This window comes from Rhizobium sp. BK098, assembly GCF_014193155.1.
Classification (GTDB): Bacteria; Pseudomonadota; Alphaproteobacteria; order Rhizobiales; family Rhizobiaceae; genus Rhizobium.
On the sequence record NZ_JACHYY010000001.1, the window covers coordinates 601,677 to 616,294 of the forward strand.

Here is a 14,618-nt window from a genome sequence, read left to right on the forward strand (position 1 = left end):
TAAATTACGCTTGGCCGCGGTTGGTTTCCCAGCGGCTTGTCATTAGAATTACGAAAAAGGAATCGGCAGGCTGTCGTTCAGGCAAGCCTTATGGCCGGAAATTCAAACGATTTCGGAGCAGAAGATGGCTCGTCACCCAGAGTACCAATATCTCGACCTGATGGCGCATCTGCTCGAGCACGGCGATCGTCGTATCGATCGCACCGGCGTCGGCACCTTGAGTGGTCTTGGCGCGATGATGCGCTTCGATCTCTCAACGGGACAGATTCCGATCTTCACGACGAAGCGGGTTTATTGGAAACTCGCCGTCAAGGAGATGCTCTGGTTCCTGACGGGCGACACCAACATCCGCAATCTTCTGAGGGAAAATGTGCGGATCTGGACCGACTGGCCGCTGGCGAAATATCGCAAGGCGACGGGCGAAGAGATCGATCAGGTCGCTTTTGAAAAGCGCATTCTGGAGGACGAGGCCTTTGCTCTGCAATGGGGCGATCTCGGCCCGGTTTATGGTAAGCAGTGGCGGCAATGGCGCGATGCCGAAGGCCGCGTGCATGACCAGCTCGCCGCTGTTATCAAGGATCTCAAGACCAATCCCAGCAGCCGCCGGATGATCTTCCACGCCTGGAATGTCGGCGAACTTGCCGATATGGCGCTGCATCCCTGCCACATGGTCTATCAGTTTCATGTATCGAACATCTCGGCCGAAGGCGGCAAGCGCCCGCGTGTCAGCCTGATGGTTTTCCAGCGCTCCTGCGACCTGTTCCTTGGCAATCCATTCAACATCTGCCAGCAGGCGGTTTTGCTGGCTATGGTCGCGCAGCAGGTCGATATGGATATGGGCGAGCTGGTCTGGTCGGGTGGTGACGTCCACCTCTATCTCAACCATCTGGAAGCAATCAGGGAACAGCTCAGCCGGGAGCCGAAGCCGTTCCCGACCTTGCGTCTGCTGCGTCGGCCCGACAGCATCGACGATTATCGTATCGAGGATTTCGAGGTTCTCGGATATGAGCCGCACGCGGCGATCGCGGCCGAAGTCGCGGTTTAGCTCGTCGGCTTGGCGTCGGGATCGGTGCGCTGATCGAGGAGTAGTTGCAGGAAGGCGAGATCGAGCCATCGTCCGAACTTCGTGCCGACCTGCGGAAGAAGCCCGACCTGCTGGAAGCCGAGCTTTTCATGCAGCCGGATCGAAGCCTCGTTGCCTGCCTCGATGCCCGCGACCATCGCATGCTTGCCGATCGCCCGGGCGCGCTCGATGAGCTCGATCATCAGCGCCTTGCCGATGCCGCCGCGATACTGATCGTTTCGCACATAGACGGAGTGCTCGACCGTGTGCCGATAGCCGTCGAAGGCGCGCCAGTCACCGAACGAGGCGTAGCCGACCACGTCACCGCGATCGTCGGTCGCGACGAGGACCGGATAGCCGAGCTTGTGCCGATCCTGCAGCCATTGCTTGCGATTGGCGATATCGACCTGCGCCTCGTTCCAGATCGCGGCGGTATTGGCGACGGCGTCGTTATAGATCGCGGTTATTCCCGCGAGATCCTCGTCTCTCGCATCGCGAATTTGCATCGGTCGCTCCGTAGACACCATCCATCAGATTGGATGATCGTATCGTTTGTTCTTCATGCTGTCATACACTGATTTCGACGCCTGTCTACTATGTTATTACATGGCTGCATCGGAGATCAAACTCGGCTACGCCATGGTTAAGCTTTTTCAGTAATTTGCCTCGATTGTCACTCCCGTGAAGGTCCACTATAGTAAAACGCATGTCTCAGCTTGATGATATCGACAAGCGCATCGGCGCGCGCATTCGCATCGAACGGGAAAGTCGCGGCTGGTCGCTGACGGAGTTGGCCGAACGCTCGGCCGTTTCCCGGGCCATGATCCACAAGATCGAGCGTGGCGAAAGCAGCCCGACGGCGACGCTGCTCGGTAAGCTTTCCGGCGCTTTCAGCCTGAGCATGTCGGCCTTGATGGCACGTGCGGAGATGCAGCGGGGCCGGTTTCTTCGGAAGGGGGAGCAGCCCGTCTGGGTCGATCCGCAGACGGGCTATGAGCGCCGGCACGTTTCTCCGAAGTCCGACCTGCCGCTCGATCTCGTCCGTATCGAATTGCCTGCCGGGGCGGAGGTTTCGATGCCCGCATCGGCTTATGCCTTCGTGCGGCAGCTCATCTGGGTGCTCGAGGGACAGCTGACCTTTCTCGAGGGAGATACGAAGCACCCGATGTCGCCGGGCGATTGCCTCGAACTCGGTCCGCCGACGGATTGCGTTTTCAAGAATGAAAGCGGAGAGCCCTGTGTCTATGCCGTCCTCGTGCTTCGCAACGCTTGACTGCCCCCGCTAAACTTAGCGTTACCGCAAGGCATTGCGCTCGTCCGGCCGAGCGATAGGCGATATGCTGCCGTCTTCCTCGATCGGAGAAGGAGATTGGCCGTGGAGATCGCAGTCATCGGAGCCGGTGCCATGGGAAGCGCCATTGGCCGGCGTTTGGTCGAAAATGGGGCGAGGGTGCTCACTTATCTCGACGGACGCTCGGCTTCGACCATCGAACGGGCGAAAGCAGCCGGCATGGAGCCGGCTGGATTGGACGCCATCGCCACGTCGCGTCTCATTCTTTCCATCGTTCCGCCGGCGGAGGCTGTTGCCGTCGCTGAGCAGATTGCAGCTGAACTGCGTCGGATGGGCGCGAAAACGACCTTCATGGACTGCAATGCGATTTCGCCGAGGACCATGACCGAGGTTGCGGCGATTTTCGGCGGCGATTGCGGCGTGGTTCTCGACGGCTCCATCATCGGCGGTCCGCCAAAGCCCGGCCAGAAGGGGCCGAAACTCTATGTGAGCGCCGATACCGCGAACGACAGCGACGTGTTGGTCGAATACGGACTGCAGGTTCGCCACATCGATGGGGCAATCGGCGCGGCCTCGGCATTGAAGATGTGCTATGCCGGCATTAACAAGGGCGTGACCGGCCTCGGCACCGCCATGCTGCTTGCGGCGATCCGTTCGGGCGCCGATGCCGCCCTGAGGCGCGAACTTCAGGAAAGCCTGCCGGATCTCGATACGAAATTCATCCACGGCATTCCGGACATGTATCCGAAAGCCTACCGTTGGGTCGCGGAGATGGAGGAGATTTCCGAATTCCTCGGCGAGGATGATCCGGCCGCCTTGATCTTCAAAGGCTTGGCCGGGCTCTATCGGAAGATGGCCAGGGATCGGGAAGAGGGAGGTCTATTGGCCCGCCAGCTCGATAAATTGAATAGCGGTGGCTGATATTAGGCCGGGATAGGTGCGTTCCATCTGCCGCCGCCGCCTTGATGATGTAAAGTCGCCTCGCCGACTCGTATTGGCGTCGGCGAGGCAGATTGAGGGAGACGTATGACCCAGCCGATCAAGACCATCGTCGTTGCCGTATCGCGCAACGGCATCATCGGACGCGAAGGCGACATGCCCTGGCGATTGTCATCCGACCTCAAGCGTTTCAAGGCGATGACGCTCGGCAAGCCGGTGATCATGGGACGTAAGACGTTCCAGTCGATCGGCAGGCCACTGCCGGGCCGGCCGAATGTCGTCATTACCCGCGACACCGATTTTACCGCCGAGGGGATAACGGTCGTGCACTCGCTCGATGAAGCGATTTCGGTTGCATCCCGTCTGGCCAAGGAGAGCAATGTCGACGAAATCTGCATCCTCGGCGGTGGCGAAATCTATCGGCAGGCGATTGATCTCTCCGACCGGCTACTGATCACCCATGTCGAGGCGGATGTGGAAGGCGACACGTCCTTTCCAAAGATCGATCCCGGCATCTGGCAAGCAGATAGCGAGCTTGCCGTGCCGGCTGGAGAAAAGGACACGTATCCGACGCGTTTCGTTCGCTATTTCAGGCGAAAGGCATAAGAGCTGGCCCTAAAAAGCAAATATTTTCCAATGAATCCGACGAACTTCCTGAAGTCGCGTTGAAAGCAGGTGCTTCGATACCTATAACGGGAAACAATCGCTGCCACCCACGGATTTCGTGGGCTTGGCGCGATATCGGGAGTCAACAAACAAAGAGGTTTTGATGCCTTGGAGCAATCAGAATGGCGGCGGCGGTGGCCCATGGGGCGGCGGTGGCGGCGGAAATAATCAGGGACCTTGGGGACAGGGACCGAACCGGCCGCGGGGCAGCGGCAATGGTGGGCCTCCGGACTTGGAGGATATCATTCGCCGCGGTCAGGACCGATTGAAAGGTTTCGTGCCCGGTGGCTTCAATGCAGGCGTCGTTCTCATCATCATTGCAGTGATTGCCGTTTTCTGGCTGATCCAGTGCATCTATACCGTGCAGCCGGACGAGCGCGGCGTTGAGCTGCGCTTCGGCAAGCCGCGTGAAGAAGTCTCGATGCCTGGCCTGCATTTCCATATCTGGCCGATGGACCGCATCGAATTCGTGAAGGTCACAGAGCAGCAGCGCAATATCGGCGGCCGTTCCTCGGCCGGTTCGAATGCTGGCCTGATGCTGACGGGCGATCAGAACATCGTCAACGTGCAGTTCTCTATCCTCTATACCGTGACCAACCCGCAATCCTATCTGTTCAATCTCGAGACCCCCGACGAGACTTTGCAGCAGGTTGCGGAAAGTGCCATGCGTGAGGTCGTTGGTCGCCGCCCGGCTCAGGACATCTATCGCGACAAGCGTCAGGAAATCGCAACCGAGGTCAGAAGTATCATCCAGGATACGATGGATCGCTACGGCTCCGGTATCTCCATCAATGCCGTCCCGATCGAGGATGTCTCGCCGCCGCGCGAAGTGGCCGACGCATTCGAAGAAGTACAGCGTGCGGAGCAGAACGAAGACCAGCAAGTGGAAGAGGCCAATCAATACGCCAACCAGAAGCTCGGTCAGGCCCGCGGCCGCGCGGCTCAGATCCGCGAAGAAGCGGCTGCCTACAAGGATCGTATCGTGAAGGAAGCTCAGGGTGAGGCGCAGCGCTTCATCTCGATCTACGACGAATACGTCAAGGCGCCCGAGGTCACGCGCAAGCGCCTGTTCCTGGAAACCATGGAGTCCGTCATCGGCAATTCCAACAGCATCATCATCGACGACAAGCAGGGCGTCGTGCCTTATCTGCCGCTGAATGAAGTCAGCAAGCAGTCCACGACCCAGGCGGGCAAGCCCGCTGCTGCAACTCAGCCGGAGGCCAAATAATGACATCCAGCCGTTTGCCAGCCATTCTTATCGCGCTCGCGGTAGTACTGCTGCTTATTTATTCGTCGGTTTTCGTGGTCAATGCCCGTGAACAGGCGATTGTCCTGCGCTTCGGCCAGATTCGTGCCGTGAAGACGGAGCCGGGCATCTACTTCAAGCTGCCTTTTGCCTTCATGGATGCCGATCGCGTCCAGTATGTGCAGCTGCAGGAACTTCGCTTCGATCTGGACAATATCCGCGTCCAGGTCTCGGGCGGCAAGTTCTACGAAGTCGATGCCTTCGTCGTCTACAAGATCATGGATGCGCGCAAGTTCCGCGAGACCGTCTCCGGCGATCGCGATGCGGCTGAATCGCGTCTCAGGACGCGCCTCGACGCTGCTCTGCGTCGCGTCTATGGTCTACGCGGCTTCGAGGCGGCGCTTTCCAACGAGCGTGCCGCGATGATGACGGATGTGCGCAACGATCTCCATCGCGATGCGGAAACACTCGGCCTCAACATTGAGGACGTCCGCATCCGCCGCACGGACCTGTCTCAGGAAGTGTCGCAGAACACTTACGACCGCATGAAGGCCGAGCGTCTGGCGGAAGCCGAGCTGATCCGCGCGCGCGGTAACGAAGAAGGTCAGCGCCGCCGGGCGGTCGCGGACCGTCAGGTCGTCGAGATCGTTGCCGATGCGCAGAAGGATTCGGAAGTGCTGCGTGGTGAAGGCGAAGCCGAACGCAACGGCATCTTCGCGGATGCCTCCAAGCGCGATCCGAACTTCTACGAGTTCTATCGCTCGATGGCTGCCTATAACAAGGCGCTTGGCTCGGGTGGCAAGACGCTTGTCTTGCCGCCGAACCAGTCGGACTTTTTCAAGTTCTTCGACAGTCCGGCAGGTGCCGCGCCCAATTCCGGGGCGCCGGCGCTTGCCAATCCGACGGCGCCCGCGAACTAAGCTGCCGGCGCAAGAAATGAAAGGGCTGCCTTTTGGCGGCCCTTTTCTTTAAGGCAGATTGCATCACCTTCGCCATCTCCACATCGGCGGGACGGAGGTCCGAGGATTTCGCAAAAAGGTGATTTCACGCTTCATCATTCCGCCTTATGTTGATGCTTATACAAGTTTTCCCTTTCTTTATGAGGATGCCTGATGGCTTCGACCAATCGCCTGCCTTTCAGCCGTTCGTTTGCCTTGCTCGCAAGCATTGCACTGATTGCCGGTCCCGTCGCGGGCGTTACCGAACAGGCTTATGCGCAGACGCAGAACAGCGGTGCGGCCGCGGGCGCCCAGCCGCCAGCAACGTCGAACAATCAGCCGCCGGCCGCATCTCCCACGATCACTACGAATCCAGTGATGAATGCAGGGCCGGCATCGGTTGCGGATCTCGCTTCCGGCCTACTCGACGCGGTCGTCAATATTTCCACATCGCAGAAGGTCAAGGATGAGGGGAATGGGCCGGCGACCCCGAAGGTGCCGGACAATTCGCCCTACCAGGATGAATTCAAGGATTTCTTCAACAACAAGAAAGACGACGACAGCAACCGCAAGGTGAGCTCGCTCGGCTCCGGATTCGTCATCGATCCAGCAGGCTATATCGTCACCAACAATCACGTCATTGAAGGAGCCGACGATATCGAGGCGATCTTCCCGAACGGCACGAAGCTGAAGGCCAAGCTGATCGGAACGGATACGAAGACCGATCTTTCGGTTCTCAAGGTCGAGCCCAAGCATCCGCTGACGTCCGTCAAATTCGGCGATTCCTCGAAGATGCGAATCGGCGACTGGGTGATGGCGATCGGCAACCCATTCGGCCTCGGCGGCTCGGTGACCATCGGCATCGTCTCGGCGCGCGGCCGTAACATCAATGCCGGCCCCTACGACAATTTCATCCAGACCGATGCGGCGATCAACAAGGGCAATTCCGGCGGTCCGCTCTTCAACATGAAGGGTGAGGTGATCGGCATCAACACGGCCATCATCTCCCCGAGCGGTGGGTCGATCGGTATCGGCTTTGCAGTGCCGTCCGAACTCGCGGAAGGCGTCGTCAATCAGCTCCGTGACTTCGGCGAGACGCGTCGCGGCTGGCTCGGTGTGCGCATTCAGCCGGTCACGGACGATGTCGCTAATAGCCTCGGCCTATCCGAAGCCAAGGGCGCGCTCGTGGCCGGTGTCATCAAGGGCGGCCCCGTCGATAACGGCTCGATCAAGGCGGGCGATGTCATCCTCAAATTTGACGGCAAGGATGTGGAAGAGATGCGCGACTTGCCGCGCGTCGTTGCCGAAAGCACCGTCGGCAAGGAAGTCGACGTTGTCATCTACCGCGATGGCAAGCAGCAGACCGTCAAGGTGACGCTCGGCCGGCTGGAGGACAGCGATCAGGCGGCAGCCGCAAGCGCCGACAAGAACAAGAAGCCGCAGCTCGCGCCCGACGATAAGGGCAATGGCGATGGTGTCATCAATCCCGACCAAGGAGACGAGGGTGACGACGGCATGGATGGGCAGGATCAGGGAGGCGATCCGCAGCAATCGCCGCAGGCCCAGCCGCCGGTCCAGGCAACTTCGAGCATTCTCGGAATGAAGCTCTCGACGCTAACAGCCGAAAACCGCAAGAGCTTCGGCATTGCGGACAGTGTCGATGGCGTTGTCATCACCGAAGTGGCACCAGGCTCGGCGGCGGCGGAAAAGGGGCTGAAGCCGGGCGATGTCGTCGTTGAGGTTGCGCAGGAATTCGTCCAGACTCCGAGTGCTGCCTCTGAGAAAGTGGCTTCGCTGAAGCGGGAAGGCCGCCGCAATGCGCAGATGATGATCGCATCTCCGAACGGTGACTTGCGTTTCATCGCCGTCGCGCTTGAGTAGAAGTCAGCTCCCGGCTTGCTCCATCTGTTGCACCTGCCATTCGGCGACGCTCAGACGATAGAGGACGTGGCGCTTTAGGTGCGGATGAGTGTCGGGAACATTGGGGTGATCGAAGTCGCCGCCCTCGACGCGATGCATGCCGATCCGCTCCATTACGGCGGTCGATCTGACATTGTTGTGCACGGCGAAGGAAACAATTTGACTGAGGCCGAGCTTTCCGAAGCCATAGGCTAGCAATGCCCGCGCCGCCTCGCTGACCAGCCCCTTGCGCCAGTGCCGCGCCACCAGCCGCCAGCCGATCTCGATCGTTCCGACTGGGACGAATGGCTCAAGGTGATCCGTCCGCATCAGCCCGCAATAGCCGATTGCCTCACCGCTTTCCTTAAGTTCCAGCACATAGAGGCCGAGCCCGGTTTCCGCGATCATGGACTGGACGCGAGCGAAGAAGGCGTCCGCTTCCGCGCGATTGCGGCGAAACGGAAAGAACTCCATGACGGCCTCGTCGGAATTGATCTCGTAGGCCAGATCGCGATCCGTCTCGCGCCAATTGCGGATGATGAGGCGTTCGGTTTCGGTGATGATCATCTGCGGCCCCTGACTTCAGCGATTTGGACTGCTCTATGGTTTGACGAAGTCCGTCTTGCGGTAGCCTTGGATATAGAGCAGGGCAGTCAGGTCACCGTGGTCGATGCGCATTCTGGCCTGTGCCGAAACGGTGGGCTTGGCATGGAGCGCGACGCCGGAACCGGCAAGCTGCAACATGCCAAGGTCGTTGGCGCCGTCGCCGACGGCCAGCGCGTCATCAACAGAAATGCCGAGCCTCTCGGCGATTTCATTCAGCGCATCCACCTTGGCCTGCTTGCCGAGGATGGGTTCCTCGACAAGGCCGGTCAGGATGCCGTTTTCTTCCAGCAAGACATTTGCCCGGTTCTCGTTGAAGCCGAGGGTGGCGCCGATCCGTATGGTGAAGACAGTGAAGCCGCCGGAAACGAGGGCGGTGTAGTAGCCCTTCGCTTTCATGGTGGCGATGAGCTCAGGGCCACCTGGCGTCAGCGTGATGCGCTTGGCGATGACATCGTCGACAACGGAGAGCGGCAATCCTTTCAGCAGAGCGACGCGTTCGCGCAGGGCCGGCTCGAAGGCAATCTCCCCATTCATGGCGCGGGCGGTGATATCAGCAACCTTCTCCTTGAGGCCGACTTCGGCGGCGAGCTCGTCGATGCATTCCTGGCCGATCATCGTGGAATCCATGTCGGCGATCAGCAATTTCTTGCGACGGGTTTCGGCTTCCTGGATCACCAGATCGATCGGCGCGCTGCCGATCACCGCCAGGATATTGGCTTCCGCTGCCTCGATATCGGTGTCGTCGCGCAGCGCGATATCACAGGCAATGCCGTCGGCAAGCCAATAGAGCCCGGACGCTTTGACAGCATCAGCCGCCTGTTCTGCGATGGCCGGAACGAGAACGGGGTTTGACGGATTGGCAATAAGCGTGGCAACGAAGGCCATGAGTAGAAACCCTATGAGCAATATCGACGCGATCCTGATAACCGGGCCGACCGCCAGCGGCAAGTCCGCACTGGCGGTGGAATTGGCCCGTTCGCATGATGGCGTCGTCATCAATGCCGACAGCATGCAGGTCTATGACACCCTGCGCGTGCTGACCGCGCGGCCGGATGAAGCAGATATGGAAGGCATTCCGCACTATCTTTATGGCCACGTCCCGGCGAGCCAGGCCTATTCGACCGGCGCCTGGCTGCGCGAGACAGGCGCCTTGGTCGAGCGCTTGCGCGGCGCGGGCAGAATGCCTGTCTTTGTCGGGGGGACGGGTCTTTATTTCAAGGCGCTGACGGGCGGACTGTCCGATATGCCGGAGATTCCGTCCGATATCCGCGATCGGCTCCGTGGCCGGCTGCTGGCGGAAGGGGCGGAAACTCTGCATCGTGAGCTTGCGGAGCGCGACGCCGCCGTCGCAAAAACGCTGAGCCCGCAGGACGGACAGCGTATCGTTCGCGCCCTGGAAGTGATTGAAGCGACGGGCCGGTCCATCGCCGCTTTTCAGGGTAAGAACGGACCAATGATCATTAATCCCGACCGTGCGCGAAAGATCGTGGTTCTGCCTGAGCGCGCTATCCTGCATGAGCGCATCAACAGTCGTTTCGAGACGATGCTGGCGATGGGAGCGGAAGACGAGGTGCGGGCTCTGCTGGCACTGGATCTTCCCTCGGAAATGCCCGTCATGAAGGCGATCGGGGTCGCGCAGATCGCTGCGATGCTGAAGGGGGAGATGACGCGTGCCGAGGTCATCGAAACCGGATCCGCGGCGACACGGCAATATGCCAAACGGCAGATGACCTGGTTCCGTAATCAGATGGACGGGAGTTGGGAGCGCTTGAGCCCGTAGTCCGGTATCAGTCCTTGTCGTAAAGACTGCTGAGCGGCTTTCTCAGAATGCTGTCCCGCAAGGACAAGCCGGGTTCGCGCCGCAGGGATGGAGCGGGCTCTCTCGGCGGTACCGAGCGCGTGTCTCCTTCGTCGCTGCGGAATTCGCGGCGCAATTCCGCAAGCTTGCTGTCAATCGACGTTTGTGAAGCCGCTGCCGGCTGCGGTGCGGCGGTACGAGGCAGCATGTCTGGACGATAGGGTTCGATCGGCGGCGGGTTCGGTTCCACGTGGGGCCGGATTGGCTGCTCGACTGGCACTTCGTCGAAATCATCCTTGATATCCGTCACGGGCATAGCATTGTAGCTTTGCTGCAGAGGACTGATATCGGGGCCTGAAATCGAGCGCATGCGGCCGACAATCGTACGCAAATCGACAGTGTCCGGCGAGTCCTCGCTGGTTTTCGCGACGCTGCCGCTCGCTTTCGGCAGCAAATGTCGATCGACCTGGGAAAAGCGCATGCGCATCGGCACTGCGATAGCCTCGCCGAAGGCGATAGCTTCGCCGTTGCCGATCGATGACAGGAAGCTGGTTGTCGATATCGAGGAGTTCGGGATGGCTGAGCGGATGATTTCCTGGTCGCGATCATTGGCAAGGCGCATGGCAAACAGCGTCGAGCACTGCGACAGGATCGTCTGATCCAGTTCGCCCGGCCGCTGCGTGATGATGCCGAGCGATACGCCGTATTTGCGTCCCTCCTTGGCAATGCGGGCGATCGCCTGGCGCGTCGGGAAGAAGCCAAGGCTCGGATCGGCAGGAATATAGCGGTGAGCTTCCTCGCAGACGACGAGCATATGGATTGCGCCATCGCTCCAGAGAGCCAGTTCGAAGGCCATGCGGCAAAGGACGGAGGCAACGGAATTGATGACTTCCGAAGGGATGCCGGCGAGCTGGAAGGTGCAGATCGGCTTGCCGTCGCCTGGAATGCGGAAGATCTTGGCAATGGTCTCCATGATCGTGTCGGTGATCGTATTGTTGGAGAACATGAAATGATAGCGGGGATCGTTGATCGCCGAGATGATGCGCATCTTCAGGGAGCGCAGGTGCGGCTTTTCCTGACGGCCTTCAAGGCGACCGATGCGTTCGTCTATCAATGCCAGCAGATCGGCCATGCGATAGGGGACTGGGGTGTCCGCCGTTACCGAAGACTTTTCCGTCTGGCGGCGCATCAGAGCTGAATCGCTGCCTCGGAAGGCACGGCGCGCTTCGGGAATGAGATCGCGCAGAGCATCGAGTTCCTCAGGCACCGCCGGCCGGCCACGGAAGATGACTTCGCTAAATTCGTCGAGACGCATCAGCCAGAAGGGCAGATCAAGCGTGTCAGTGTCGATGACGACAGCGTGCCTTGGAAAGGCGGCAGCGAATTCATTATGCGGATCGAGGATCAGCACGCGCAATTTCGGATCGGCTGTGATTGCCTTGTGCAACAGCAGCGATACGGCGGTGGATTTGCCGACACCGGTCGATCCCACGACCGCGAAATGTTTCGCCAGCATCGTGGGAATGTGGATGGCGGCGTCTATGCTTTCGTCTTGCGTCAGCTTGCCGATGACGCAGCTACTGCCCTTGCCGGCATCGAAGATGCGCATGAGATCGGCGGCACGGATGCGATGCGCGATGGCCCCGAGATAGGGATAGGCGGTAATGCCGCTCGAAAACTCCTCGCGCCCATCCGGTCCGACGCGGACTTCGCCAAGCAATTCCACCTCGATGCGAAAGAGATTGTCCTGCCCTTCGCCCCAACCGACGCTCTGCGTATTCATCGAATAGACGAGGGCTGCGACGCGGTTCTTCCCGACGCTGATGGAAATCAGTCGGCCGACCGACCAGAGTTCGGTCAGGTCCGTGCCGCCGGCCTCGGCCACAGCGGCGATCGTCGCTCTGGAACCGTTGCACGCGACGACGCGACCGAGAAAGCGATTTCCCGGTTTCAACTTGTCGCGGCGATCAAGATCTCCCGCGCTGCCTGATGTCTGCAGATCGTTATTCAGCAAACAATTACCCCAATTTTAGATGTCGGAGCATAGAGACGTGGGCTTAATAAAACCCTGTCTGCCATCCGCTCTTTTTATGGGGTTATGATGCCGCCGCGATTTTTTATTGCTTCACGCGTTGACGCTTCGAAATTTTCTGTCTATCACTTCGGCCCATGAAAAACTCGATCGTTCTTATCGTGGTGGGAAGGCGCATGGGCAGGATGGTGTAACCATCCGGCGATAGCCACCCATGCGCTAGATGACAGGCTCCCGAAGGGGCCTTTTTTTATGCCCGAAATCGAGATTTCATCTTTCCAAAACTCCAGCAGACAGCGGAACAAACGTATGACCGGCACAGATAATCAGGCGAGCGGCAATCGAATGACAGGCGCGGAGATCGTGTTGCAGGCGCTCAAGGACAACGGCGTCGAACACATCTTCGGTTATCCGGGCGGCGCTGTGCTTCCGATCTATGACGAGATCTTCCAGCAGGACGACATCAAGCACATTCTCGTCCGCCATGAGCAGGGCGCCGGCCATGCGGCCGAAGGCTATGCCCGCTCCACCGGCAAGGTCGGCGTCATGCTGGTCACCTCCGGTCCCGGTGCGACCAATGCGGTCACGCCGCTGCAGGACGCCTTGATGGATTCGATTCCGCTCGTCTGCCTCAGTGGTCAGGTTCCCACCACGCTGATCGGCTCAGATGCGTTCCAGGAATGCGATACGGTCGGGATCACGCGTCCCTGCACCAAGCACAACTGGCTGGTCAAGGATGTCAACGAACTGGCTGCCGTCATCCACGAAGCCTTTCGCATTGCGCAGTCAGGCCGTCCCGGTCCCGTTGTTGTCGACATTCCGAAGGACATCCAGTTTGCGACCGGCACCTATACGCCGCCGGAAGCCCATGATGTCCAGAAAAGTTATCAGCCGAAAATCCAGGGCGATCTCAACAAGATTCACCAGGCGATCGAGCTGATGAAGAATGCCCGTCGTCCGGTCATCTATTCCGGCGGCGGCGTCGTCAACTCCGGTCCAGAAGCTTCCAAGCTGCTGCGCGAGCTGGTCGAGCTGACAAATTTCCCGATCACATCGACGCTGATGGGCCTCGGCGCCTACCCGGCATCGGGCAAGAGCTGGCTCGGTATGCTCGGCATGCACGGTTCCTACGAAGCCAATATGGCGATGCATGATTGCGACGTCATGGTCTGCATCGGTGCGCGCTTCGACGACCGCATTACCGGCCGCCTGAATGCTTTCTCGCCGAATTCGAAGAAGATCCATATCGATATCGATCCGTCGTCGATCAACAAGAACGTACACGTCGATATCGGCATTCTCGGTGATGTCGGCAATGTTCTGGAAGATATGGTTCGTCTGTGGCGTGCCCTGCCGCAGAAGCCTGCCGCCGACCGCCTCGGCGACTGGTGGGCCGATGTTGCGCGCTGGCGCGCGCGCAACTCGTTCGCCTACAAGCCGAGTGACGACGTCATCATGCCGCAATATGCGATCCAGCGCCTTTATGAGCTGACCAAGCATCGCGATACCTACATCACGACTGAAGTCGGTCAACACCAGATGTGGGCGGCGCAGTTCTACGGCTTCGAACAGCCGAACCGCTGGATGACCTCGGGCGGTCTCGGAACCATGGGCTACGGCCTGCCGGCTGCGCTCGGCGTTCAGATCGCTCATCCGGAGAGCCTGGTTATCGACATTGCCGGCGATGCCTCGATCCAGATGTGCATTCAGGAAATGTCGGCTGCGATCCAGCACAATGCGCCGATCAAGATCTTCATCCTGAACAACCAGTACATGGGCATGGTTCGCCAGTGGCAGCAGCTGCTGCACGGCAATCGCCTGTCGAACTCCTACACGGAAGCGATGCCCGATTTTGTCAAGCTTGCGGAAGCCTATGGCGCCGTCGGCCTGCGCTGCGAGAAGCCGGGTGACCTCGATGCGGCCATCCAGGAAATGATCGACGTCAACAAGCCGGTCATCTTCGATTGCCGTGTCGCCAATCTCGCCAACTGCTTCCCGATGATCCCCTCGGGCAAGGCACATAATGAGATGCTGCTCCCGGACGAGGCGACCGATGAGGCTGTCGCCAACGCGATCGATGCCAAGGGTCGCCAGCTGGTTTGATCGATAGTCGGGTGCGGCACAAGCTGCGCCCGGCCGA

Annotated in this window: 13 protein-coding genes; 9 read left to right on the forward strand and 4 right to left on the reverse strand. The window is 59.6% G+C overall.

All coding sequences use genetic code 11. The annotated features are described in order from the left end of the window. Positions 1–124 precede the first annotated feature (124 nt). Positions 125–1,045, forward strand: coding sequence for a thymidylate synthase (locus FHT73_RS02920; RefSeq protein ID WP_183709709.1), 921 nt, complete (start codon positions 125–127; stop codon positions 1,043–1,045). Here the strand turns inward: FHT73_RS02920 and FHT73_RS02925 are convergent. After that, on the reverse strand, positions 1,042–1,569 hold the full coding sequence (locus tag FHT73_RS02925; RefSeq protein ID WP_183709711.1) for a GNAT family N-acetyltransferase: 528 nt from the start codon (positions 1,567–1,569) through the stop codon (positions 1,042–1,044). The genes FHT73_RS02920 and FHT73_RS02925 overlap by 4 nt on opposite strands. A gap of 200 nt (positions 1,570–1,769) precedes the next feature. On the opposite strand from FHT73_RS02925, the gene FHT73_RS02930 reads away from it, so the two are divergent. The 6 genes from FHT73_RS02930 to FHT73_RS02955 all read left to right on the forward strand — a co-directional run bounded on the left by FHT73_RS02930 (position 1,770) and on the right by FHT73_RS02955 (position 8,024). Further along, positions 1,770–2,336 carry an XRE family transcriptional regulator gene (locus FHT73_RS02930; RefSeq protein ID WP_183709712.1) on the forward strand — a complete coding sequence of 189 codons (567 nt, stop codon included), beginning with the start codon at positions 1,770–1,772 and terminating at the stop codon, positions 2,334–2,336. Positions 2,337–2,438: 102 nt separating this feature from the next. After that, positions 2,439–3,275, forward strand: coding sequence for an NAD(P)-dependent oxidoreductase (locus FHT73_RS02935; RefSeq protein WP_183709715.1), 837 nt, complete (start codon positions 2,439–2,441; stop codon positions 3,273–3,275). 105 nt (positions 3,276–3,380) lie between these two features. After that, the gene (locus FHT73_RS02940) at positions 3,381–3,899 is read left to right on the forward strand and encodes a dihydrofolate reductase (protein ID WP_132716954.1); all 519 of its coding nucleotides are present in this window, start codon (positions 3,381–3,383) and stop codon (positions 3,897–3,899) included. Between the two features lie 163 nt (positions 3,900–4,062). Continuing rightward, entirely contained in the window at positions 4,063–5,187 is a 1,125-nt protein-coding gene (hflK, locus tag FHT73_RS02945) for an FtsH protease activity modulator HflK (protein WP_183709717.1), read from the forward strand. Beyond that, entirely contained in the window at positions 5,187–6,125 is a 939-nt protein-coding gene (locus FHT73_RS02950; protein WP_112334540.1) for a protease modulator HflC, read from the forward strand. The genes hflK and FHT73_RS02950 overlap by 1 nt, the downstream gene beginning before the upstream one ends. A gap of 192 nt (positions 6,126–6,317) precedes the next feature. Next, positions 6,318–8,024, forward strand: coding sequence for a Do family serine endopeptidase (locus FHT73_RS02955; protein WP_183709719.1), 1,707 nt, complete (start codon positions 6,318–6,320; stop codon positions 8,022–8,024). A 3-nt stretch (positions 8,025–8,027) separates the two neighbouring features. Here the strand turns inward: FHT73_RS02955 and FHT73_RS02960 are convergent, their stop codons facing one another. Next, positions 8,028–8,609, reverse strand: coding sequence for a GNAT family N-acetyltransferase (locus FHT73_RS02960; protein WP_183709721.1), 582 nt, complete (start codon positions 8,607–8,609; stop codon positions 8,028–8,030). A 33-nt stretch (positions 8,610–8,642) separates the two neighbouring features. Further along, positions 8,643–9,533, reverse strand: coding sequence for a phosphoserine phosphatase SerB (gene serB / locus FHT73_RS02965; protein ID WP_183709723.1), 891 nt, complete (start codon positions 9,531–9,533; stop codon positions 8,643–8,645). Here serB and miaA point away from each other — a divergent pair. Continuing rightward, positions 9,532–10,428: a tRNA (adenosine(37)-N6)-dimethylallyltransferase MiaA gene (gene miaA / locus FHT73_RS02970; RefSeq protein WP_183709725.1), complete on the forward strand. Its 897-nt coding sequence runs from the start codon at positions 9,532–9,534 to the stop codon at positions 10,426–10,428. The genes serB and miaA overlap by 2 nt on opposite strands. Positions 10,429–10,435: 7 nt before the next feature. On the opposite strand, the gene FHT73_RS02975 is transcribed toward miaA, so the two are convergent. Then, complete coding sequence (locus FHT73_RS02975) at positions 10,436–12,460, reverse strand: ATP-binding protein (RefSeq protein ID WP_112605346.1); 2,025 nt, start codon at positions 12,458–12,460, stop codon at positions 10,436–10,438. Positions 12,461–12,787: 327 nt separating this feature from the next. Here FHT73_RS02975 and FHT73_RS02980 point away from each other — a divergent pair, with 327 nt between their 5' ends. Further along, positions 12,788–14,581 (forward strand): acetolactate synthase 3 large subunit, encoded by a 1,794-nt coding sequence (locus FHT73_RS02980; protein WP_132716947.1) that lies wholly within the window; start codon positions 12,788–12,790, stop codon positions 14,579–14,581. The last annotated feature ends 37 nt before the right edge of the window (positions 14,582–14,618 follow it).

Excerpts from the sequence above, each read along its gene's own strand:
- FHT73_RS02920 (WP_183709709.1), top strand. The coding sequence starts at position 125 with ATGGCTCGTCACCCAGAGTACCAATATCTCGACCTGATGGCGCATCTG.
- FHT73_RS02925 (WP_183709711.1), bottom strand. The coding sequence starts at position 1,569 with ATGCAAATTCGCGATGCGAGAGACGAGGATCTCGCGGGAATAACCGCG.
- FHT73_RS02930 (WP_183709712.1), top strand. The coding sequence starts at position 1,770 with ATGTCTCAGCTTGATGATATCGACAAGCGCATCGGCGCGCGCATTCGC.
- FHT73_RS02940 (WP_132716954.1), top strand. The coding sequence starts at position 3,381 with ATGACCCAGCCGATCAAGACCATCGTCGTTGCCGTATCGCGCAACGGC.
- hflK (WP_183709717.1), top strand. The coding sequence starts at position 4,063 with ATGCCTTGGAGCAATCAGAATGGCGGCGGCGGTGGCCCATGGGGCGGC.
- FHT73_RS02950 (WP_112334540.1), top strand. The coding sequence starts at position 5,187 with ATGACATCCAGCCGTTTGCCAGCCATTCTTATCGCGCTCGCGGTAGTA.
- FHT73_RS02955 (WP_183709719.1), top strand. The coding sequence starts at position 6,318 with ATGGCTTCGACCAATCGCCTGCCTTTCAGCCGTTCGTTTGCCTTGCTC.
- FHT73_RS02960 (WP_183709721.1), bottom strand. The coding sequence starts at position 8,609 with ATGATCATCACCGAAACCGAACGCCTCATCATCCGCAATTGGCGCGAG.
- miaA (WP_183709725.1), top strand. The coding sequence starts at position 9,532 with ATGAGTAGAAACCCTATGAGCAATATCGACGCGATCCTGATAACCGGG.
- serB (WP_183709723.1), bottom strand. The coding sequence starts at position 9,533 with ATGGCCTTCGTTGCCACGCTTATTGCCAATCCGTCAAACCCCGTTCTC.
- FHT73_RS02980 (WP_132716947.1), top strand. The coding sequence starts at position 12,788 with ATGACCGGCACAGATAATCAGGCGAGCGGCAATCGAATGACAGGCGCG.